This is a genomic window from Flavobacterium tyrosinilyticum (assembly GCF_023656565.1).
Classification (GTDB): domain Bacteria; phylum Bacteroidota; class Bacteroidia; order Flavobacteriales; family Flavobacteriaceae; genus Flavobacterium; species Flavobacterium tyrosinilyticum.
This window is the reverse complement of the sequence record NZ_JAMOKG010000001.1, coordinates 959388-982914: the sequence shown is the minus strand read 5'-3', so window position 1 is coordinate 982914 and position 23527 is coordinate 959388. Positions and strand designations below refer to the sequence as shown.

Sequence of the window (23527 nt, the reverse complement as noted above, 5' to 3'; positions counted from 1 at the left end):
TTTTGACTAAAGAGAGAATGATTCTCCGCATCCGCAAGTTCTGCTTGCGTTCGGATTGTTGAAAACAAATCCTTTTCCGTTTAATCCGCCAGAGAATTCTAAAATTGTCCCAGCTAAATAAAGGAATGATTTTTTTTCTACAGCAATTTGTATGTCGTTGTCAACGAATATTTTGTCGTCATCTCCTTTGGTTTTGTCAAATTTTAAATCGTAAGACAAACCAGAGCATCCACCACTTTTCACGCCTACTCTTACGTAGTCGCTTGCGGCGTCAAAACCATCATCCGTCATCAGGTCGATGATTTTCTTTTTGGCAGTATCAGAAACTTTTATCATTGTTCTTAGATGTTTGTTTTTAATGAACATTTTTTGTCTGTAATGAATTTATTACAGATTTAAAACGCTAATTTTCAATGTTAAATAGAAATTATCTGCAAAGATACGACTTAAAAACCTTTTTCCATAACGGTTCACATTATTATAACAAATGTGAAAATAGATAATACTTATTTTGACAAAATCGGAATCAAAATTCGAAAAGGAATTGTTTTTTGAATCGTGCTGCAAATATCGCTCCTTAATGTTAAAAAACAAGTATTTCTACTGATTATAGCCATTATTTATTCGGTACTTTTGCAGAAAATTGTGAGTAATTATGAAAAAACAACACAAAAATAAGTGGTTAAAGCCCTTATTGGCAGTAATTTTTGTTTTTGGATTAGGTGCTGCAGTATTGGTTTTTAGCAGTGAATCTGATAAAATTAAGAAAGAAGTTAAAACCGAAGGCGATAAAGCTTTAGTAGTTAATAATGAAAGAACGGAACAGGAAAACATTTTAGATTCATTAAGTACACTGAAAGCGGCATATGATCTGGTCATTCAGGAAAATACGGCTCTGTCTAAAGAGTTGGAACTGGAACGTAAGAATGTCGAAAATTTAATGGAAATTATAAAAGTTTCGCAAAATCCGTCGGCAGATCAAATTAAAATTTACCGGAACCAGCTTTCGGGGCTAAAATCTTCATTGGACAGTAAGGTCTTAGAGATTAAAAAACTAAAATCCCAGAATAAAAATTTATTGACCGAAATAGAAAGTCAGAATGTTGTCATGTACAAACAAAAGGCAGAAAATGACACTTTGATTTCTAAACAAGTGAAATTGGAATCGAGTTTAAAAGATGCTTCAAAACTTTATTTAAGCAATTTTAAAGCAATTGCACTTCGCGAAAAAAACTCTGGAGCAGAACTAGAAACGACAAAAGCAAAGAACGCAAAGAAACTTAAAATTAGTTTTACTGTGAACGGAAATGCCGTTGCAAAGACAGGAAAAAGAGTTTTTTATGTTCAAGTTTTGGATCAAAAAAATACGGTTTTAGGAGATAACAAATTGATTGAATTTGGAAATGATAAAGCACTGGTTTATAGTTTTATTGTTAGTACCGATTTTCAAGGTAAATCTCTTAATGCTTACGGAATTTTAAATGCAGATGGGTTTAAGAAAGGGACTTATTTTGTGAATTATTTTGATAAGCAGGAAATAATGGGAAGCACTTCGATTACATTAGATTAATCTAAAAGTTTTTTAGCTTTAAATTTTAGCAAAAGGAGTTTGAATTTTCTAGCTTTGTTCTTTTAGAAAATCATTCTCATGAAACTTTACCCAATAGAATCTGGAAATTTTAAGTTAGATGGAGGCGCAATGTTTGGCGTTGTTCCTAAAACAATTTGGAATAAAACAAATCCTGCCGATGCCAATAATCTTATCGATATTGCTGCACGCTGTTTATTGATCGAAGACGGAAATCGTCTTATTTTGATCGACACAGGAATGGGCGATAAGCAATCAGAAAAATTCTTCGGGTACTATTCGCTTTGGGGATCACACTCTTTAGATAAATCTCTGGCAAAATATGGTTTCAATCGAGATGATATTACCGACGTTTTTATGACGCATCTTCATTTTGATCATTGCGGAGGAAGTGTTCAATGGAATGCTGATAAAACAGGTTACGAGCCAGCTTTTAAAAATGCTAAATTTTGGACCAACGAAAATCATTGGGAATGGGCGACAAAACCCAACGCTAGAGAAAAAGCTTCGTTCTTGTCTGAAAATATTCTGCCAATGCAAGAAAGCGGACAATTGAATTTTATTGAAAGACCAGAATCTGATTTTGGTTTTTCAAAAGAACTTGAGTTTGATATTTATTATGTTGACGGTCATACCGAAAAACAAATGATTCCTTATATCAAATATCAAGATAAAACGATTGTTTTTTGTGCCGATTTATTGGCTACAGCTGGGCATATTCCGCTTCCATATGTTATGGGATACGATACAAGACCTTTGCTGACAATGCCTGAGAAATCGAAATTCTTGAATTTAGCAGCAGATCAGAATCATTATCTGTTTTTGGAGCACGATGCACACAATGAGATTATAACTGTAGAACATACCGAAAAAGGCGTTCGATTGAAAGAGGTTTTTACTTGCGAAGATATTTTTTAAGAGAATATAATCAATATAAAAAAATCCCATTTTCAACTTAATGAAAATGGGATTTTTTGGTTTTAACTAATTGTAATTATGAAGTTTAGTTGGTCTTGAATTTCCAAACCTGACCTACGGATTCACCGCCTTTATTGTCTTTTACAACCACTCTCCAGTAATACTGTGTAGTTGGCTGTAGCGCTACCTCAAATGCTTTTGAAGTTATATTGTCACCTACTTTTGCAGTTGGCGGATTTGCAGTTCCAAAATAGACATCATAAGTAAGAATGTCAGACGTATCAACATCGAAAGCATTCCAGCTTAAATTTGCAGATGATGTACCGATGTTTCCATTTAAAACTGGAGCGATCAATTCTGGAGAAAAAGGCAAATGATTCACAACAGCTGTACCAGCAGTGTAAAATTTAAATGTTGACGAATAAGCGCTTGACAATCCTTTGGCATCTGTCGCTTTTACTCTCCAGTAATACGCTGTATTTTTTTCTAATGCTAAAGCACTTGTCGAAAGAGACGAATTATCTAGCGTACTTACAATTTGAGAGAATGCATTATCTTTTGCAATTTGAATTTGATAAACAATCGCATCTTTTTGCTCATCGGTTGAAGCATTCCACTGAAAAGAAACATTATTGTCTAAACATAATTTATTATCAGCAGGAAGTGTTAATACAGGAACTGTCGGAGCCGTATTAACTGCAGGTGGAGTAACAGGGTCGTCTCCGCCTCCGCTTCCGCAAGCAGCAAATACTAAAGAGATTATTGAAAGGTATATAGAATTCTTCATCTTTATTTTTTTATAATTTTAATGTATTCTGGAGTTTCTAAATTGACTTTAGCAGCATAAATTCCTGAAGGTAATTTTTCAAGATTTAAAAGAGCTTTTCCGTTTTCAATAGTGTAAGTTCCGTGAGAAACTAATTGGCCTCCAAAATTGTATAGTTCAATTGCAATTTCAGTTTTAGTGCTTGGAATTTCAATTTCAATAATTCCAGTAGTTGGGTTCGGATAAGCGGCAAGTATTGTCCCCAATTCGTAAGAAGAAACTTTTTTAGCAAAAACACCTTCGCAAGCTTTTGCCGTTGCCACTTCAACTAATCCAGCTGTTTGCATAGAAACTGTAAAGTTTGTATCTGTTGTCTGAAATTGTTCTGTACCATTAACAAATACAGTAAAAGGAGCAGTTCCTTCAGTAATTTCAACTTCTACATTCTTAGCGCTTATGCTAGATTTTCCTGTAGCAGTTGCACCTTTTTGAATAGTTACATTAAAAATTTGTTCATAAATCATTTCAGGAATCGTAATCTTGATATTGTAAACTCCTGGAGTTAATGCTGTAAGTTTTAAAGCATTATTCGTAAAGGTATAAGGCTTGTCGTTAATTGTCGCATTGTAAGCAAGCGGAGCTGTTCCAACAATCGTAATTTCTCCGTTATTTTCTCCTAAGCAAGATTCTGATTTGGTTTCGACAGTAAAGTTGTTTACTGGTAAAGCCAATTCACCTGTACATTCTGTATTATAATTTGCGGCGTTGTCTTTTTTATCTAACCAATTGGTGTTAGCATAATTAATATCATCAACAAGAATACAAGATAAGAGTAAGTTTCCTTTACAAGTAAAATTAGCATTCGTTAGTAATTGGTTTTTACCATTTTGAAGGTTTAGATATACTAACTGATTGTTGTTGACTTTTAGCGAAACCAATTTTTTATGATTAGAAGCATCTAGTCTTTTAATTTGGTTGTAACCTAAATCTAAATAATTTAAAGCTGTGTTTTTAGAAATATCTAAATCAGCAATTCTGTTAGAGCTTAACGAAAGCGTTGTTAAGGCTTGATTGCCTGTTATGTTTACAGTTGTTAATGAATTGGAATCGGCAGTTAAGCTATAAAGAGCGGTGTTTTTGCTTAAATCCAAAGTAGTTAATTGATTTGATTTAGAGGATAATCTTTCTAACGAAATAAAATCTTGAATACCCGTTAAGTCTTTAATAGAGCTTGAAGAAACGTCTAAGTCTTTTATATGAAGAATGTTTGAGGTAGCGACTTTACCATTTTCTCCATCAGTATCAATGCCTAAAGCAATTAATTTCTTTTCAAAATTGATATCAGGAATAGCTGTGAAATAATCGCAGTTTGAACTGTAATTTGCAGTAGCATCTTTAAAATAAGCCCAATTTGTATTAGAGTAATCTACATCATCAACTTGGATACAAGTTAAATCTGGATTATTAGTAAAGTTTTTAATGCTTGGACCATTGTTAGCGGCATTATTTCCATTTTTTAAATTTAAGGAAACAAGTTTGTTGTCTGGACAATAAATCTCCGTCAATTTCACGTTCTTCGACAAATCAAGACTTTTAATTGCATTGTTATTACAATATATCGCCTGTAGTGCCACATTATTTATAACGTTCAATGCTGTCAACTTGTTTTGGCCAACGTTTAAACGAGTTAAATTTTGATTTTTAGATACGTCAATCTTAGTTAAATTATTCTCACTAGCGGTTAAAGATTCTAGCGCAGTAAAATCTTGAATCCCTGTTAAATCGTTAATCTGACTTCCAGAAACATCTAAAGAAGTTAGGTTTACAATACTTGAAGTTAATACTTTTCCGTTTTTACCATCTTTGTCAATCTCTAAAGCTATTAGTTTATCTTCAAAAGCAGGATCTGGAATAAGAGTAGAGAAAGCACAGTCTACGTTAAAAGAAGCTGTTTTGTCTTTTTGAGCGCTCCAATTGTTATTTGCATAATCAACATCATCTACCTGTATACAGCTTAAGTTTGGATTGCTTGTAAGGCTCACTGTTAATTTGGTATTATTACCATTTTTTAAGTTTAAGCTTTTCAAAGTGTTGCCTCCGCAGAAAAACTTCGTCAAAGCAGTATTGCCCGAAAGGTCTAAATCTGTTATTTTATTGCTGCTGCAATAGAATGTAGATAAGGCTTTGTTTTTAGAAACATTAATACTGCTCAATTTATTATAAGAACAATCTAAGGTAATTAAAGCAGTATTTTTAGAAACATCTAAGCTTGTTAAATTGTTGTAGTAAACATTTAAATACATAAGATTAACATTCTTAGAGATATTTAAACTGTTTAAAGTATTAGTAGAACAATAAAGTTCCTTTAATTCTGTATTTTGAGATATGTCTAATGCGGTTAGTTTATTATTGTCAATAGTTAAAGAACCTAATTTTAAGTTTTTAGATGTATTTAAGCTGCTCAATTTGTTAGAAGCTCCATAAAAATTCACTAAAGATAAATTGTTAGATAGGTCTATGTCTTCTATTTGATTATTACTGATGCCAAGAGTTACTAAACCAGTATTTTTGGAAACATCAAGAGTTGTTAATTTATTTCTATCACAATATAAAACAGTCAAAGCGGAGTTTTTAGAAACATCTAAAGATGTTACCTGATTTGCGCTACAAGAAAATATACTTAGCGAAGTAAAATCTTCAATTCCTTTTAAGTTTGTAATAGATTTTTCTACAACATATAAAGAAGTAACAGTATTAATTTTTGAGGTCAATACCTTCCCATCTGCTTTGCCAGAATCGTATCCTAGAGCGATTAATGCATTTTCAAAATTAACATCAGGAATAAGAGTATATTGAACATTCTCTGCACATGCTTCAGAATAGGAAGCATTCGAATCTTTTGCAATCCAATTTTCAGTAGAATAAGCCGCATTATCAACTTGAATACAAGATAGATTTGGATTATTGGTAAAATTGCCAAAAATCATTCTTTGCATATTGGCGTTGTTTCCATTTTTCAAATTAAGATTGTAAATGTTGTTGTTTGAACATTCCAGCTCTTTCAAATTGGTATTTTTAGAAACATCAAGATTGGCTAATTTATTAAAACCACAGCTTAAGAAAGTAAGATTGGTGTTATTGGCAGTATTTAAAACTACGAAGTTATTATAACTACAGTTAAAAGTACTTAAGTTCGTGTTTTTTGAAATGTCGATCGAAACAAAATTATTATTGCTAATGTTTAAATCATTCAGCGGTGCATTTTTATCAAGTGCAAGTTTTGATAATTGGTTTTTGCTAACATTTAATTTCTTCAAGTTGTTGTTTTCAGAAACATCCAAAACAGTCAATTGATTGTTGCTGCAATCCAACGAGTTTAATGAAGCAAAATCCTTAATACCAGTTAAGTCTTTAATATTAGAACCTGAAACATTTAAAGAAGCGACAGAAGTAATGCTTGAAGTTGCAACTTTTCCATTTTCTCCATCCTTATCAATACCTAATGCGATAAGTTTCTTTTCGAAATTGATGTCTGGTATAGTAGTATATGCTACAACAGGCTCACAAAAAGTAGAAAAACTTGCCGTTCCATCTTTTAACGCACTTAAGTTCGCATTTGCAAAAGATACGTCATCAACTTGAATACAAGTTAAATTAGGATTGTTTTTGAAATTATAAAACGAAATATTTGTCGCAATTTTTCTATTGTTATTGTTCTTTAAATTTAGATTTACCAGCTGATTATAAGAAACATTTAGGTAAATTATGTTTGGACATTTTGAAATGTCTAAAGAAGTAACACTATTATTGTGGCAGAAAAAGGACTCCAATAAAGGGGTGTTAGATAAATCTATTGCCTTTATTTTGGTGTAACCAACGTCTAAATAAGTAAGTTTCGGATTTTTAGTTACGTCAATATTAGTAAATGGATTGCCATAAACATTTAAAGATGTAAGTGAAGTACTTGTAATATCAATATACGAAATATTGTTACTGCTGCAGTCTAAATAGGTTAACTGATTACATCCTGAAATATTAAGCGATGAAATTTGGTTCAATGAACAGCTTAATGATTTTAAGTTTGTGTTCTTAGAAAAATCCAAAGATTTTAATTTACCATTACCACCTCCTACAGCACTACCCGAATTACCAGAAGAATAAAAGCTAGTTAAGGCAATGTTTTTTGAAAGATCTACCGTTTCAAAACTATTTTGAGCACAAGATAATTCTTTTAGAGCTGTGAAATCTTGAATCCCAGTTAAATCAGATATAGATGAATTGGTAACATCGAGAGAGGTTATAGAAGAGATGCTTTTAGTGATTACTTTTCCATTTTTTCCATCAGTATCAATTCCAAGAGCAATAAGTTTATCTTCAAATTTAGAATCTGGAATAAGTGTATAAGCATTACAATCTATGCCAAAACTAGTTATAGCATCTTTTGTAATTGTCCAATTATTGATCTCTGAAACATTGGCAACCTGAACACATGTTAAGCTTTTATTGCCAGTCGTATTTAATGAATTTATTGCTGTATTTTTAGAAAGATCTAAGTTTTCCAATAAATTATTTGAGCAGTTAAGATCTTTTAGGCTAACAAATCCTTCTATACCGCTTAAATTAGTTATCGAACTATTTGAAACATTAAGAGAAGTTAATGCTGCAATATTTGAATTTAAAACTAATCCGTTTTTCCCATCTGTGTCAAATCCAAGAGCAATCAATTTGCTTTCAAAAGCAGGGTCTGGAATAGCTGTATACTGATTGCAATTGGTATTAAAACTAGTACCTGCATCTTTTTTTGTCCAATTTGCATTTGAAAAAGCAACATCATCTACTTGTACACACAGCAAAGTTGGATTTGTATTTATATTAAAAAAAACTTTATTAATTAAAGAGTTTTTCCCATTCTTTAAATTTAAATTTAGTAAACTATTACTAGAACAATTTAAATTAACTAAAGATGTATTTTTAGAGAAATCTAATGTTGTAATTTTATTGGACTGACAAGATAAATCGGTTAAGATTTTGTTGTTAGACAAATCCAAAGAAGTCAATTTATTGCCAGAACAATTTATTACATTTAGATTAGAATTCTTAGAAACATTCAAATCAGTTAATTGATTGTTGTTGCATTGCAATTCATTTAGTGAGCCAAGTTGGGTAATATCTAAACTTGTTAGAGCATTATTTGAGCAGCTTAAACTTTTCAGGTTTGTATTACTAGAGACATTTAAGCTAGACAATTTATTGGAGCTTACATTTAAAGAAGTTAAGTCCTTATTTAAAGAAACGTCTATAGTTGTGAGTTTACAGCTAGCGATATCTAAAGTTTTTAAGGCAGTATTACTTGCTACATTTAAAGTTGTAATAGCTGAATTATAACCACAAGACAAATTAGTTAATAAGATATTTTTACTTACATCAAGACTTGTCAGTAAATTGCTCGAACATTCTAAATAATTTAAGTAAAGGTTATTAGAAACATCCAAACTTGTTAATCTATTAGAAGAACAGGTAAGTGTTTTTAAATTGATGTTTTTTGAAATATTAAGTGTCGTTAAAGAGCCATTATAAATATGCACAGCTTGCAAATCCAAATTTTTAGAAAGATCCAAACTGGTAAAATTATTGCGTCCTGCAGTTAAATTGACTAAGCTAGGATTGTTTGTAAGATTTAAACTGGTTAAATAATTACCTTCACAGCTAAATCTTGCAAGTAAAACATTTTTAGATAAATCTAAGCTAGTTAATTGGTTTTGGTACAAACTTAAATCCTTAAGAGCAACATTATTAGTCAGATCTATGCTCGTTAATTTGTTACTAGAACAGCTTAAATCACTTAAGACACTGTTTTTTGTAAGATTTAAACTGGTCAATTTATTTTGACCGCAAGATAAGTTTAATAATTTTATATTGTTCGATAGATCAAGAGTCTCCAATTGATTGTCTGAACAATATAATGCCTGCAAGTTTGTATTTTTAGACAGATTAAGAGCTGTTAGAGAATTGTAATAACAGGTTAATTCTATTAAGGAAGTAAAGGCTTCAATACCAGTTAAATCTGCAATAGAACTAAACGAAACATCTAGTCTGGTTAGCGAACTAACTTTTGATGTAAGTACTTGTCCGTCGGGAGTACCAGAATCAATTCCTAGAGCAATCAATTTTTTTTCAAAATTAATGTCAGGAATAGCTGTTGTTTGTGCATAAATAGAAAAATTTGCCAGTAACAGCAACAAGAGTAGTTTTGTCTTCATAGAATATGTTTAGAATTAGGTCGCGCAATTCTACGTATATTTAACTGATAATCTTTACGTGAACCCGTAAACAATATATTATTTGTTGTTTTTTTGCCGTTATAAAAACGATTTGTTTATTTGGAATATATTTTTCCTACAGTTTTTTCTGCAATAATTTGATTGTATTTTGAAAAAAAATATTCCTAATTTCATAACACAGTGTTAACAGTTAGTTTTTTGTAACAAAAAAGCATAATTTAGACCCATCTTTTAACTTTACAATTATTTATAGATATATGAGTCATATAAAACCACTTAAATTATCTGCGTTTGCATTACTTGTTTTAGCAGGTTGTAATGCAACTTTACAAGCACAAAATTCAGTGCCAAAACAGCCAATTGTGGCTCCTTTAGCAGTAGTAAAAAAAGCTCCAGTTAGCGAAAATGAATTGAAGAGATGGAGTCATCTTGATTTGATAAAAGATTCTATTCCGGGAATGAGTGTTGATAGAGCTTACGCTGAATTACTGCAAGGTAAAAAAGGGCAGAAAGTAATCGTAGGAATTGTAGATTCTGGTGTCGATATCGAGCACGAAGATCTTCAAGGAATGATTTGGACGAATAAAAAAGAGATTCCAGGAAACGGAATCGATGACGATAAAAACGGATTTATAGATGACGTTCACGGATGGAATTTCCTAGGAAATGCTGTTCACGAAAATCTGGAAATGACACGTATCGTGAAAAAAGCCGATGACGGTTCTCCAGAATATAAAGCAGCTTTAGCGCAATACACAGAGAAATATAATAAAGCTCTTAAAGATAAAGAACAAGTAGATTTTTTACTTGATGTTCACAATACAATAAAAAAAGAGCTTAATAAGACAACATACAAAATTGAAGATTTAAGCGCTGTAACTTCTACAGATCCAAAAGTGGCGAGAAGTAAAGCAATTATGACTCAGATTTTTACAAACGCTGGACCAACTTTTGATCCAGAAGCCGATTTTGGAGAATACAAAGACCAAGTTTACGATCAGTTGGAGTACAACTTGAACAAAGATTTTGACGGAAGAAAAATCGTAGGCGATAATCCAGAAGATATTAAAGATGCTCATTATGGAAATAATGTGGTTTTTGGTCCAGATAAAGAAAAAGCGCTTCACGGAACTCACGTAGCTGGAATTATTGCTCAAATTAGAGGAAATAATTTAGGCGGAGACGGAGTTGCTTCTCCAAATGTTGAAATTTTGACAGTTAGAGCCGTCCCAGATGGAGACGAATACGATAAGGATATTGCTTTGGCAATTCGTTATGCAGTAGACAATGGGGCTAAAGTAATCAATGGAAGTTTTGGAAAAAGTTTCTCTCCACAGAAAGAATGGGTTTACGACGCGATTAAATATGCAGCTAAGAAAGACGTTTTAATTGTGCATGCTGCAGGTAATGACGGTTACAATATCGATGAAACAAAAAACATCAATTATCCAAACGATTCTAAAGACAACGTAAAAGAATTTGCAGATAATGTAATTACAATTGGAGCGATTAATAAATCGTATGGAGAAAATGTTGTGGCTCCATTTTCAAACTTTGGAAAAATAAACGTAGACGTTTTTGCTCCAGGTGAAGAAATCTATGCAACAGTGCCAAACAACAAATACAAATACTTGCAAGGAACTTCAATGGCATCTCCAAATGCGGCGGGTGTTGCAGCATTGATTCGTTCTTACTATCCAAAATTGAAAGCAGCTCAAGTTAAAAAGATTTTAATGGACTCTGGAGTAGCGCTTCCTTCAATGGTTGTTTTGGGCGAAAGTGAGAATCCAGATGAAAAACCAGTTGCGGTTTCTTCTGCAGAATCATCAAAAACAGCAAAGATGGTAAATGCTTATAATGCGTTATTAATGGCTGAAAAGATGTCTAAAAAATAAACAATAATAAACGATTAATCCAATGGAAGAGTTAACGCTCTTCCATTTTCTATTACATATACACATGCGAAAAATTATTTTACTTTCTTTCCTAAGCTTAGGTTTTAACTCGGCTTTTGCACAAAGCGCCCCATATTGGCAGCAGCACGCTGACTACAAAATGGAGGTTTCTATGGATGTAAAAAACTATCAGTACAAAGGAAAACAAGAATTGGTTTATACCAATAATTCTTCTGATACTTTAAAAAAAGTATTCTATCATTTATATCCAAACGCATTTCAACCAGGAAGCGAAATGGATGCACGTCTTCATTTTATTAAAGATCCAGACGGAAGAATGGTAAGCAAAGTAAAACAAGCTGACGGAAAAGAAGTAAAACAGAGCCGTATTGAGACTTTAAAACCAAATGAAGCCGGTTATTTAAAAATTACAAACTTCAAACAAGACGGTGCAGCTGCTCAAACAAGAGTTTCTGGAACGATCTTAGAAGTAACTTTGGAGAAACCAATCCTTCCAAATTCTAAAACGACTTTTACATTAGATTTTGACGGACAAGTTCCAGTACAGATTCGCCGTTCTGGAAGAAACAATTCTGAAGGAGTAGAACTTTCTATGTCGCAATGGTATCCAAAATTAGCCGAATTTGATTTTGAAGGATGGCATGCAGATCCATACATTGCAAGAGAATTCCATGGTGTTTGGGGTAATTTTGATGTAAAAATTACAATCGATAAAGAGTACACAATTGGTGGTTCTGGATATTTGCAAGACAAAAATTCTATCGGACATGGTTATCAAGATGCTGGTGTAACGGTTACTTATCCTAAAAAAGCAAAAACATTGACTTGGCATTTTATTGCGCCAAATGTTCACGATTTTACATGGGCTGCCGATAAAGAATATACGCACGATATTGTAAAAGGACCAAACGATGTCGATTTGCATTTCTTCTACAAAAACAACGAAAAAACGACTGCAAACTGGAAACAACTTGAGCCTTTAATGGTTAAAGTAATGGAATATTACAACCAGAGAGTTGGAGCGTATCCTTACAAGCAATACTCATTTATTCAAGGTGGAGACGGTGGAATGGAGTACGCAATGTGTACTTTAATGTTAGGAAACGGAACTCTTGAAGGAATTCTAGGAACAGCTACACACGAATTAGGACACTCTTGGTTTCAGCACATTTTAGCTTCAAACGAATCAAAACACCCTTGGATGGACGAAGGTTTTACAACTTACATCGAAGACAGTGCTTTGAATGAATTAAAAGGAGATAAAAAAGAAGTAAATCCTTTTGTAGGAAATTACAAAGCATATTACAGTTTAGTAAATTCTGGAAAAGAACAGCCACAAACCACTCACGGAGACCGTTACGATGAAAACCGCCCTTATAGTATTTCTTCTTATATTAAAGGAAGTCTTTTCCTTTCTCAATTAGAATATATAATCGGAAAAGAGAATGTTGATGCAACTTTAAAAAGATATTTCAACGATTTCAAATTCAAACACCCAACTCCAAACGACATCAAAAGAACAGCTGAAAGAGTTTCTGGAGCTGAGTTAGATTGGTATTTGATTGATTGGACACAAACTACCAATACAATCGATTACGGAATCAAAGACGTTGCTGACAATGCAGGAAAAACAACCGTTTCTTTAGAAAGAATTGGAAGAATGCCAATGCCAATTGACTTGAAAGTGGATTACACAGACGGAACATCTGAAACATTCTATATTCCATTAAGAATGATGAATTTCATTAAACCAAATCCAAATCCGAACGAGAAAAGAACAGTTCTAGAAGACTGGGCTTGGGCACAGCAAAATTATAGTTTTACAATTGACAAAAACAAAACGTCAATCAAAAAAATCACTATCGATCCAAGCGGATTAATGGCTGATGTAAAACAAACAAATAATGTTTTTGAAGTGAAGTAAAGATTCTACATTTTCAAATAGAAAAATCCAAAGCAATTCTGGCTTTGGATTTTTTTTGCTTTATAAAATTTAAAAGAGTTGTAATTTTGATACAATAGCAATCTTGTGGATTGAAATTTTTAAATTCGAAAAAGAATGACAGAATACGAGTTTTTAATCAAGCATTTGCAAGACCGAATAGATCTTTCTGACGAAGAGGCCAATCAATTTGTTTCTAATTTTAAAATAAAAAAGATAAAGAAACGGCAGTTTATAGTGCAGCCAGATTTTGTGGCTCAACATAGGAACTATGTGGTCGAAGGTGCTTTAAGAGCGTATGTGGTAAATGATGAAGGTCAGGAACATACGATTGCGTTTGCTATTGAAGACTGGTGGATTTCTGACTATAATAGTTACATTTATCAGCAACCAGCTACGATGTTTGTTATGGCTTTAGAAGATGCTGTTTTGCTGCAAATAGATTTCGAAACGGAAGCGAAATTAAAAGGGGCTAATCCAAAATTTGAAACTTTTTTTCGTATTACAGCAGAACGTACAGCAGCATTTTTTCAACGAAGAATTATTACCAATCTTACTTCTTCGGCAGAAGAGCGTTATGAGAAATTTATAAATCAATTCCCTTTAATCGCAAATCGGGTACCTCAATATGCTTTGGCTTCTTATCTAGGAATGACAACAGAATTTCTTTCAAAAATAAAAAACAATAAATTGAAAAAGTAAACTTGAACTAGTTCAACCTTATTTCATAATCCACTTCATTTTATAGCTCTTTAGCTTGTCTGAACTTTGTAAAACAATTTTAAATACAAAGAAAATGACAGCAAATAAAAACACAGCATTGGTTGTTGGCGCAAATGGCGTTATCGGTGCAAATCTTATAGAATATCTTTTATCTACCAACAACTGGAATATTATCGGATTATCCAGAAAAGGAGGTGCAAATGCTCCTAATCTGAAATACATTTCAGTTGATTTATTGGATACTGAAAACAGTAAAAAGCAGTTATCTAATCTCACAAAAATTACACATATATTTTACACCGCCTATCAAGATCGTCCATCATGGTCTGAGCTTGTTGAGCCGAATCTTAATATGCTTAAGAATGTAGTTGAGATAATTGAGCTAATAGCTAAAGACTTACAGCATATTAGTCTGATGCAGGGATACAAAGTTTATGGAGCTCATTTAGGACCTTTTAAAACTCCAGCAAAAGAAACAGATGCGGGTCATATGCCTCCAGAATTTAACATTGACCAACAGCAATATTTAGAAAAAAAGAAAGAAGGAAAAAAGTGGAATTGGAGTGCCATTAGACCTTCTGTTGTAGGTGGTACTGCAATAGGAAACCCAATGAATCTGGCACTTTTGATAGCTGTTTATGCATCAATTTCTAAAGAATTAAATCTACCGCTTCGATTTCCAGGGAAGGCAGGGGCATACGATAAACTTATGGAAATGACTGATGCAGGACTCTTAGCTAAAGCAACTGTTTGGGCAGCTACAAATCCGCAATGTGCCAATCAGGCTTTTAATATTACAAATGGAGATTTGTTTCGATGGACAGAACTTTGGCCAAAAATTGCTTCTTATTTTGATATTCCTGTTGCGTCTCCGCTTCAAATGGAATTAAAAACAGTTATGGCTGACAAAAAGGTTTTATGGGGAAATATTCAGGAAAAATACAATTTAGAAAAACACGATTATGAAAAATTAGCCAGTTGGAACTTTGGAGATTTTGTTTTTTCGTGGGATTATGATTTTTTTGCTGATGGAACCAAAGCAAGACGTTTGGGTTTTTATGAATTTATAGATACCGAAGAAATGTTTTTTAGTCTTTTTGATCAATTGCGTCAGAAAAAAATCATACCATAAATTGAAGCGACAGATGTAAAATAAACAATATTTTGAAGTGAAGTAATTCCTTTAGACTACTTAAAAAAGCCCTTAAATCTAAATTTAAGGGCTTTTCTTTTATATTCAAGTTTATTCCAAATTTCTAATTTTAGACCATTTTTATATCAGCAGCAACCTCTTCTGGTTGTGCTTTTTTAAAAGGAACCCATTCTCTATAACTTGCAGATCTCCATAACCATTCAATTGGGCCATAATTGTATTTTGAAAGCCACCATTTACTAATAAACAATTGAATGATAAAGATAAAAACAGCCAATAAAAAGTAAAACCAATACGGCATTGAATCTGCAATTCCGAATCCAATTCCAGAAAAAATAATACCAGCCAATATATTTTGGCTCATATAATTGGTCAATGTCATTTTTCCGCCTGCGCTAAAATAACTGAAAACTGTTTTTAATTTTCCATTGACGTATAAAAGACAGATTCCAGTCGAGATAAAAATCATTGTACTTAACACTAACCAGTAAAGTGGGTGAAAGAATTTTAATAACGGAGCTTTGTATATTATAGCAATATTAAATCCAATTGCGATAAGTACAGCAACAGCCAAACTAATGATGCAGACAGATTTTAAAAGTCTCTTTAATTCTGTTAAGCGATTGAAGAAGTTTAGTTTTTGAAGCATAAACCCAAAAAGCATACAGCCCAACATTACATAATGAGCAGTAATTGCATAGCCTGGAATTATAATTTGTTCGTAGAATGACGCAAGCAGATTAAATCTGAAAAAGTCAATCCAGTTTCCAGAATGATAGAGTTTTAAGTATTCTGGATTTGTTGCAATTTCAGGATGTTCAATTTTTAAACCATTTACATAAGCCATTACAAAAGGAACTGTAAGTATAATTACAGCAGAAATAATGGCTAAAGTTTTGGTAGAACATCTGTAAAACAGTAATAAAACAAGTCCTAAAAAGGCATAATCTTTTAAAATATCGCCAAGCCAGAAAGCAGAGTTAATAAAGGCTAAAATAAATAGCAAAAACATTCGCCATGCAAAAAAAGCGACAGGATTTTTTCCTTTAGAAGCAACATTGTTAATCAAAATTGCAAATCCGTAACCAAATAAAAGAGTTAATAATGTCCAAGATTTTGCCGCAAATAAATAGCGGTTAATAAATTGAAGAGTTTCAGAGAAAGCACTATGCTTAAGCTCTTTTTCTATACCGATGTATAGAAAATCCAGATAATTGCCAATGGCTACACCCAATATAGCCCAGCCCCGAAGGATGTCGACAATTGCAGTTCTTTTGCCTTGCTCGACAGGATGATAAGAATTTGTCATTTGATTGATGTTTTTGTTGTGATTTGATTGATGATTTTGGAATAAACTTGATTATTGTTCAAACGCAATCAAAAGTACATAAATTATACAATCAATATTTTTTCTTACAAATAAAATGTACAAAAAAGCGCGTTATTTTTTAGAATAACACGCTTTAAAATTTTATCGTTTCAGATTATGCCAAATGCTCCAGCATATCTTTAGTCATAGTTTCCAAATCAAATTTATGATTCCATCCCCAATCTTTCCTTGCATCAGCATCGTCGATACTTGCCGGCCAGCTGTCTGCAATTTTCTGACGGAAATCTGGATTATACGTAATTTCAAATTCAGGAATATGTTTTTTAATTTCAGCAGCAATTTCAGTTGGAGTAAAACTCATTGCAGCCAAATTGTATGAAGAATGTATTTTAATTTCTTCAGCTGGTGCTTTCATAATATTAATTGTCGCATCGATTGCATCATCCATATACATCATTGGCATTTTGGTTTCAGAAGACAAAAAGCATTCGTATTTTTTATCGGCAATCGCCTTGTAGAAAATATCAACTGCATAATCTGTAGTTCCGCCCCCTGGAGGAGTAGACCAGCTGATTAAACCTGGATAACGAATACTGCGAACATCTACACCATAAATATTATGGTAGTATTCGCACCATCTTTCGCCTGCCTGTTTACTAATTCCGTAAACTGTAGAAGGCTCCATTATGGTATATTGAGGCGTGTTTTCTTTTGGAGTTGTTGGTCCAAAAACCGCAATACTCGACGGCCAGAAAATTTTCTGAATCTTTTTGGCTTTAGCTAAATTTAAAACATGAAAAAGTGAATTCATATTCAAATCCCAAGCAAAAGCTGGATTTTTTTCAGCAGTTGCCGATAAAAGTGCCGCCATTAGATATACATCAGTAATTTTATGCACTTCTACCAAATGTTCGATCTGATTAAAATCTAAAGCATTGACCACTTCAAAAGGTCCCGAATTAACAACATCAGTATTTAATTTTCGAATATCAGAAGCGATAACATTCTCGGTTCCGTATATTTTGCGCAGTTTTTGCGTCAGTTCTGTTCCAATCTGACCGCAGGCGCCAATGATCAATATTTTAGGATTCATTTCATGATGATTTTTAGAGACACAAATATAACGTTTTCGCAATTACTTGCACTTTTTTGAATAATAAATTATAAATTCAATAATTTAAAAGTTTGTTTGTTATATTATTCTCTTTTAAGAGTGTGTCTTTGTGCCTTTTTAAGAATCCCATGAAAAAGCGCTATTTTATTGATATAATGATCAAATGATTTTTTTTAAAATTGATTTTCTGATAAGGATAAAAAGACGAAAAAATAACCTTGATTTATAGAATCTTTAGCAAAAAACAGAATTCGTAATTGTAAATTTACTTCGTAACTTTGCAGCCTAACATTTTAATAAATGAAATACAAAATATCTCTTTTTCTGCTTTTGACAACTGTGTTATTTTCTTGCCAAAATGAAAATGAAAAACGCCTTGCAGAAAATGCAAAAGAAGCAAAAAAGAAAGAAGCTATTTTTAACAACATAAATAAAGGTTGGACTTTTCTAGACGAACCCATTAATGAAATTTCAGAATCACAATTGAATTCATGGACAGAGTGGCGTGAATTTAATAAAGAAATTTCAGAAAAGCCTAGAAAGACAATTGGGGCTTTTCAGAAAAAATCGGCTGCGATTTCTAAGAAAGCAATGGCTTTAAACAATAATATTCCGGCTCAATTTAATCAGCCACAGATCAAAAGCCGTATTTCTATTTTGATTACTAAAATTAAAATGCTGGATTTATTTATTCATTTGAGTACCATTCCAGATGATAAAGTGGTGTTTTTGATACAAGAAATCAATAAAGAGCTGATTTCTTTGGAAAGACAAATGGATAAAATTGTCGAAAAAGCCAAAATACCTAAAGAACAAGGAGAAGAAGATTTCCTTAGAATGTTAGACACAACACGCGCGATTCCGAGTTCGGCACCGCCTTTAGATAAAAATATACCAAAAGTTGAGTAAAAACGCCTTATATACAACCTACGATAATCTGCCAAAAGCCGAGCAGATTGCTAAAAGTTTACTGGAAGGAAATCAGGTAAAAATGAACATCAGCGGATTGTTGGGATCTGCTGTTTCTTTTATAATACGTTCTGTTTTCAGGAAAACCGAACTGCCTTTTCTGATTGTTTTAGACAACAAAGAAGAAGCGGCTTATTACCTGAACGATTTAGAGCAAATGATTGGAGAACAAGATGTACTGTTTTATCCGGCATCATTTCGCCGTCCATATCAGATTGATGAAACAGACAATGCCAATGTACTGCTTCGCGCTGAGGTTTTAAACCGAATTAATTCAAGAAAAAAACCTGCCGTAATAGTTACGTATCCTGAAGCACTTTTTGAAAAAGTAGTTACGAGAAGAGAACTCGATAAAAACACTTTAAAAGTGGCTTTAAACGATAAAATTTCGATTGATTTTATTAATGAAGTTTTATTTGAATACGAATTCAAAAGAGTAGATTTCATTACAGAACCTGGCGAATTTTCTGTTCGTGGAGGAATTGTCGATGTATTCTCTTTCTCAAATGATCATCCGTATCGAATTGAGTTTTTCGGAAACGAAGTTGACAGCATCAGAACTTTTGATGTGGAAACGCAATTATCTGTCGAAACACATAAAAAAATCACGATCATCCCAAATGTGGAGAACAAGCTTTTTCAGGAAAACCGAGAAAGCTTCTTAGATTATATTGCTGAAAAGACAGTTCTTTTCATCCAAAATACCGACGGACTTTTTAGTCAGTTAGACAAACAATTTGCGAGAGCAGAAGAAGCTTTTGAGAAACTTTCGAAAGAAATAAAACACGCCACGCCAGAGCAATTATTCTTAAATCAGGCTTCGTTTATTAAACGCGCTTTAGATTTTTCGGTGGTAGAATTGGCTTCAAGACCGATTTTTAAAACCACTAAAAAAATCGAATTTCATATTCAGCCACAGCCATCTTTCAATAAACAATTTGATTTATTGCTGAATAATCTGAGTGAAAATCATTTTAACGGATATGTCAATTATCTGTTTTGTTCGAATGATACGCAGGCAAAACGTTTTCACGATATTTTTGAAAGCTTAGATGAAGCCAATTCAGAAAATATAAGAAAGCAATATCATACCATTGTATTGCCTTTATACCAAGGTTTTATTGACGAAGAAAATCAAATAACGGCTTATACCGATCATCAGATTTTTGAACGTTATCATAAATTCAACATCAAAAACGGATATTCTAAAAAGCAGAATATTACGCTTAAGGAATTAACGGCACTTTCGGTTGGTGATTATGTAACACACATCGATCACGGAATTGGAAAGTTTGGCGGGTTGCAAAAAATTCAGGTTGAAGGCAAAACCCAGGAAGCCATAAAATTGGTTTATGCCGATAATGATATTGTGTATGTGAGCATTCACTCGCTTCATAAAATCTCAAAATACAACGGAAAAGACGGAACGCCTCCTAAAATCTATAAACTTGGATCGAACGCTTGGAAAGTTTTAAAACAAAAAACCAAAGCGCGCGTAAAACATATTGCGTTCAACTTGATTCAGCTTTATGCAAAACGCCGTTTAGAAAAAGGATTTCAGTTTGCGCCTGACAGTTATCTTCAAAACGAATTGGAAAGTTCGTTTATTTATGAAGATACGCCAGATCAAATGAAATCAACGGCAGAAGTGAAAGCCGATATGGAAAGCGATCGCCCAATGGATCGTTTGGTTTGTGGTGATGTTGGTTTTGGAAAAACAGAGGTTGCGATTCGTGCTGCTTTTAAAGCGGTTGATAATAGTAAACAAGTTGCTGTTTTGGTTCCGACTACTATTTTAGCGTATCAGCATTTTAGAACTTTTTCGGAACGATTAAAAGATATGCCCGTTACAATTGGTTACTTAAACCGATTTAGAACGGCAAAACAAAAAACGCAGACTTTAAAAGATTTAGCCGAAGGGAAACTAGATATTGTAATTGGAACACATCAATTGGTCAATAAAAATGTAGTTTTTAAAGACTTAGGATTATTGATTGTTGATGAGGAACAAAAGTTTGGTGTAAACGTAAAAGATAAACTGAAAACCATTGCGGCCAATGTTGATACGCTGACTTTGACTGCAACGCCAATTCCGAGAACACTGCAGTTTTCTTTGATGGCAGCTCGAGATTTATCGGTAATTACAACGCCTCCGCCAAACCGATATCCGATTGAAACGAATGTGGTTGGTTTTAATGAAGAAATTATTCGTGATGCTATTTCGTATGAAATTCAGAGAAACGGACAAGTTTTCTTCATTAATAACCGAATCGAAAATATAAAAGAAGTGGCCGGAATGATTCAGCGTTTGGTTCCAAATGCAAGAGTCGGAATTGGCCATGGACAAATGGACGGTGCCAAACTTGAAGAATTGATGTTAGGTTTCATGAACGGAGATTTTGATATTTTGGTCGCAACCACAATCATCGAAAGTGGTTTGGATGTTCCAAATGCCAACACGATTTTCATCAATAATGCCAATAATTTCGGATTATCAGATTTGCATCAAATGCGTGGTCGAGTAGGGCGAAGCAACAAAAAAGCATTCTGTTATTTCATTTGTCCGCCGTATTCGTCAATGACTGAAGATGCCAGAAAACGTATTCAGGCTTTGGAACAATTCAGTGAATTGGGAAGTGGTTTCAATATTGCCATGAAAGATTTGGAGATTCGTGGTGCTGGAGATTTATTGGGTGGAGAACAAAGCGGTTTCATTAATGAAATTGGTTTTGATACGTACCAGAAAATCATGAATGAAGCCATTGAAGAATTGAAGGAAAACGAATTCAAGGATTTGTATCCTGAAGAAAATGATATTGATACCAAAGAATACGTAAAAGACATTCAAATTGATGCCGATTTCGAATTATTATTCCCAGATGAATATATCAATAACGTTTCGGAACGTTTGGTTTTATACAACGAATTAGGAGCAATAAAAGACGAAGCGGGATTACAGGAATTTGAGAAAAAATTAATTGACCGTTTCGGGCCATTGCCAAAACAGGCAACAGCATTGTTAAACAGCATTAGAATAAAATGGATTGCTACAAAAGTCGGAATCGAGAAATTAGTCTTGAAGCAAGGCAAAATGATTGGCTATTTTGTATCCGACCAACAATCAGATTATTACCAGTCGGTAAAGTTTAGAAATGTTTTAAACTTTGTTCAAAAGCATAGTAATCTTTGCAAAATGAAAGAAAAACAAACCGTGAATGGCCTACGCTTGTTATTGACTTTTGAAAATGTGAAGTCGATAAAACGAGCTTTGGAGTTGATGGAGTTGTTTGAGGAGTAAAGTGTATAGTAATAAATAATAACAAACCGATATAGAAATATATCGGTTTTTTGTTGCTAGAACTAGCTATGGTTTTTCTCCATTTAAAACATTGCTGATATTATTAAAAGCTTCTGTTATGGTTTTAAAATTAGTATTTTCTTTATGAAACATTAGAGATGTATAAAGTTTAATAGTTTCTGTATCAGAATCAAATTCAATAATATTATCAAGCTTTGTGATATAATTGGTCATGGATCTTTTTTTGTACCATCTATCAAAAACAGAAAATCTTTGAAATGCTTTTTTATCATTATCATCGCAGATATAAATTAATGCATCATGAATATTTTCAAAAAATGCGGTAATAATGTTTTTGATTGTTTTTGAAATCAATACATCAAATTGTTCAGGTCGAGAGCTAATTTTGTCAATGGTAATTTGATAAACATTTCCAAGTTCTATATCGTTCCCAACGCAAGATGCTAATGTGAAATCTTCGTAGAAAGCAACTCTGTATTCCATTTGTCTTTTTGTAAAGAAACTATAATAACCAGAATCAGAATTAAAAGTATAATTATATTGCTTTAACAAGTTTGATACCTTTTAAAGTTAAGGTTTCTATAGAAGTTTTACCTTGTAAAAAAGAGCGTACAGCAAACTTATCATCTCTCATCTTGATAATGGCTTGTTTAATTGCTTCCTTATTTACTGTTGTAGTTTTCATGTTGCAAAGTAACAGTTTTAAGTTGAATATTGAAAAATTTGTAATATTATATTTTTTTTTTAAAAGTATTTTATTGATTATCAGTTAATTTAAAAATTAAGTTTTCTTTATCTTTTATTTAAGAAAAACCTTAGAATTAAAAAGTTTTCTTTGAACCAAAATTTTCAAAGACACTTTATATGCAGAATCAACTTCTTGTTCTTTTTTTACTTCTTGGATTTACTTCAATTTTCGCTCAGGGAAAAGATAGAATTATTTCAAATGATTCCTTAAAATCAGAAACAATTGATCCGCTTCGTCCAGCAAAAGCGGCTTTTTATTCGGCAGTTTTGCCTGGTTTAGGACAGATTTATAATAAAAAATATTGGAAACTTCCTTTGGTATATGGTGCTATTGGCACGAGTGCTTATTTCTACATCGACAATCAGAAGAATTACAATCTTTATAGAAATGAATACAAAAATAGGCTTGAAGGCAAAAAAAGCGATTCTGAATTTTTGGCTGGCTTAAGCGAAAGCCAATTAATTACAGCTCAAAAAGGCTATCAAAGAAATAGAGATTTATCTGCTTTGTTTATGGTTGGTTTTTATGTCTTAAACATTATCGATGCCAACGTTGATGCCGCTTTATCTCAGTTTAATGTAAATGAGAATTTAGCTTTTAAACCCGCATTAAATAAAAATGAAATCACATCGGAGAATAATTTAGGATTTGCTCTGAATTACACATTTTAAAAGATAGAAAAGCGCATGAATTTCATGCGCTTTTCTATTTCAACCCAACCGAATTTATTTAAAATCAGTTTTTTAGTTTTAAAATCTTT

Annotated in this window: 16 protein-coding genes; 9 read left to right on the top strand and 7 right to left on the bottom strand. The window is 32.7% G+C overall.

From position 1 onward, the window contains the following. Positions 1 to 6: 6 nt before the first annotated feature. On the bottom strand, positions 7 to 336 hold the full coding sequence (locus tag NCC77_RS04315; RefSeq protein ID WP_068841559.1) for a HesB/IscA family protein: 330 nt from the start codon (positions 334 to 336) through the stop codon (positions 7 to 9). Positions 337 to 655: 319 nt separating this feature from the next. Between NCC77_RS04315 and NCC77_RS04310 the strand changes: the two genes are divergently transcribed. Continuing rightward, positions 656 to 1570, top strand: coding sequence for a DUF8428 domain-containing protein (locus NCC77_RS04310; protein ID WP_250834501.1), 915 nt, complete (start codon positions 656 to 658; stop codon positions 1568 to 1570). 78 nt (positions 1571 to 1648) lie between these two features. Then, positions 1649 to 2506, top strand: a complete 858-nt coding sequence (locus tag NCC77_RS04305; protein WP_250834500.1) for an MBL fold metallo-hydrolase — start codon at positions 1649 to 1651, stop codon at positions 2504 to 2506. Between the two features lie 85 nt (positions 2507 to 2591). On the opposite strand, the gene NCC77_RS04300 is transcribed toward NCC77_RS04305, so the two are convergent. Both NCC77_RS04300 and NCC77_RS04295 read right to left on the bottom strand, forming a co-directional pair. Further along, entirely contained in the window at positions 2592 to 3293 is a 702-nt protein-coding gene (locus NCC77_RS04300; protein WP_250834499.1) for a glycoside hydrolase family 78 protein, read from the bottom strand. Positions 3294 to 3295: 2 nt separating this feature from the next. Continuing rightward, entirely contained in the window at positions 3296 to 9532 is a 6237-nt protein-coding gene (locus tag NCC77_RS04295) for a T9SS type A sorting domain-containing protein (protein ID WP_250834498.1), read from the bottom strand. 278 nt (positions 9533 to 9810) lie between these two features. On the opposite strand from NCC77_RS04295, the gene NCC77_RS04290 reads away from it, so the two are divergent. The 4 genes from NCC77_RS04290 to NCC77_RS04275 all read left to right on the top strand — a co-directional run bounded on the left by NCC77_RS04290 (position 9811) and on the right by NCC77_RS04275 (position 15266). Next, complete coding sequence (locus tag NCC77_RS04290) at positions 9811 to 11448, top strand: S8 family peptidase (protein WP_250834497.1); 1638 nt, start codon at positions 9811 to 9813, stop codon at positions 11446 to 11448. A gap of 64 nt (positions 11449 to 11512) precedes the next feature. After that, the gene (locus NCC77_RS04285) at positions 11513 to 13393 is read left to right on the top strand and encodes a M1 family metallopeptidase (protein ID WP_250834496.1); all 1881 of its coding nucleotides are present in this window, start codon (positions 11513 to 11515) and stop codon (positions 13391 to 13393) included. A 135-nt stretch (positions 13394 to 13528) separates the two neighbouring features. After that, positions 13529 to 14113 carry a Crp/Fnr family transcriptional regulator gene (locus NCC77_RS04280; protein ID WP_250834495.1) on the top strand — a complete coding sequence of 195 codons (585 nt, stop codon included), beginning with the start codon at positions 13529 to 13531 and terminating at the stop codon, positions 14111 to 14113. A 94-nt stretch (positions 14114 to 14207) separates the two neighbouring features. Next, complete coding sequence (locus NCC77_RS04275) at positions 14208 to 15266, top strand: SDR family oxidoreductase (RefSeq protein ID WP_250834494.1); 1059 nt, start codon at positions 14208 to 14210, stop codon at positions 15264 to 15266. Positions 15267 to 15396: 130 nt separating this feature from the next. On the opposite strand, the gene NCC77_RS04270 is transcribed toward NCC77_RS04275, so the two are convergent. After that, positions 15397 to 16596 carry a DUF418 domain-containing protein gene (locus tag NCC77_RS04270; RefSeq protein WP_250834493.1) on the bottom strand — a complete coding sequence of 400 codons (1200 nt, stop codon included), beginning with the start codon at positions 16594 to 16596 and terminating at the stop codon, positions 15397 to 15399. 175 nt (positions 16597 to 16771) lie between these two features. Continuing rightward, a complete protein-coding gene (locus tag NCC77_RS04265; RefSeq protein ID WP_250834492.1) occupies positions 16772 to 17710 on the bottom strand; it encodes an L-threonine 3-dehydrogenase in 939 nt (312 codons plus the stop codon). 321 nt (positions 17711 to 18031) lie between these two features. On the opposite strand from NCC77_RS04265, the gene NCC77_RS04260 reads away from it, so the two are divergent. Beyond that, positions 18032 to 18640 (top strand): hypothetical protein, encoded by a 609-nt coding sequence (locus NCC77_RS04260; RefSeq protein WP_250834491.1) that lies wholly within the window; start codon positions 18032 to 18034, stop codon positions 18638 to 18640. Further along, positions 18633 to 21998, top strand: a complete 3366-nt coding sequence (gene mfd / locus NCC77_RS04255) for a transcription-repair coupling factor (protein WP_250834490.1) — start codon at positions 18633 to 18635, stop codon at positions 21996 to 21998. Before NCC77_RS04260 ends, mfd begins: the two co-directional genes overlap by 8 nt. A 66-nt stretch (positions 21999 to 22064) precedes the next feature. Here mfd and NCC77_RS04250 read toward each other — a convergent pair whose 3' ends face one another. After that, on the bottom strand, positions 22065 to 22502 hold the full coding sequence (locus tag NCC77_RS04250) for a DUF6169 family protein (protein WP_250834489.1): 438 nt from the start codon (positions 22500 to 22502) through the stop codon (positions 22065 to 22067). Between the two features lie 52 nt (positions 22503 to 22554). Then, positions 22555 to 22704, bottom strand: coding sequence for a hypothetical protein (locus NCC77_RS04245; protein WP_250834488.1), 150 nt, complete (start codon positions 22702 to 22704; stop codon positions 22555 to 22557). 179 nt (positions 22705 to 22883) lie between these two features. Here NCC77_RS04245 and NCC77_RS04240 point away from each other — a divergent pair, with 179 nt between their 5' ends. Continuing rightward, a complete protein-coding gene (locus tag NCC77_RS04240; protein WP_250834487.1) occupies positions 22884 to 23438 on the top strand; it encodes a DUF5683 domain-containing protein in 555 nt (184 codons plus the stop codon). The last annotated feature ends 89 nt before the right edge of the window (positions 23439 to 23527 follow it).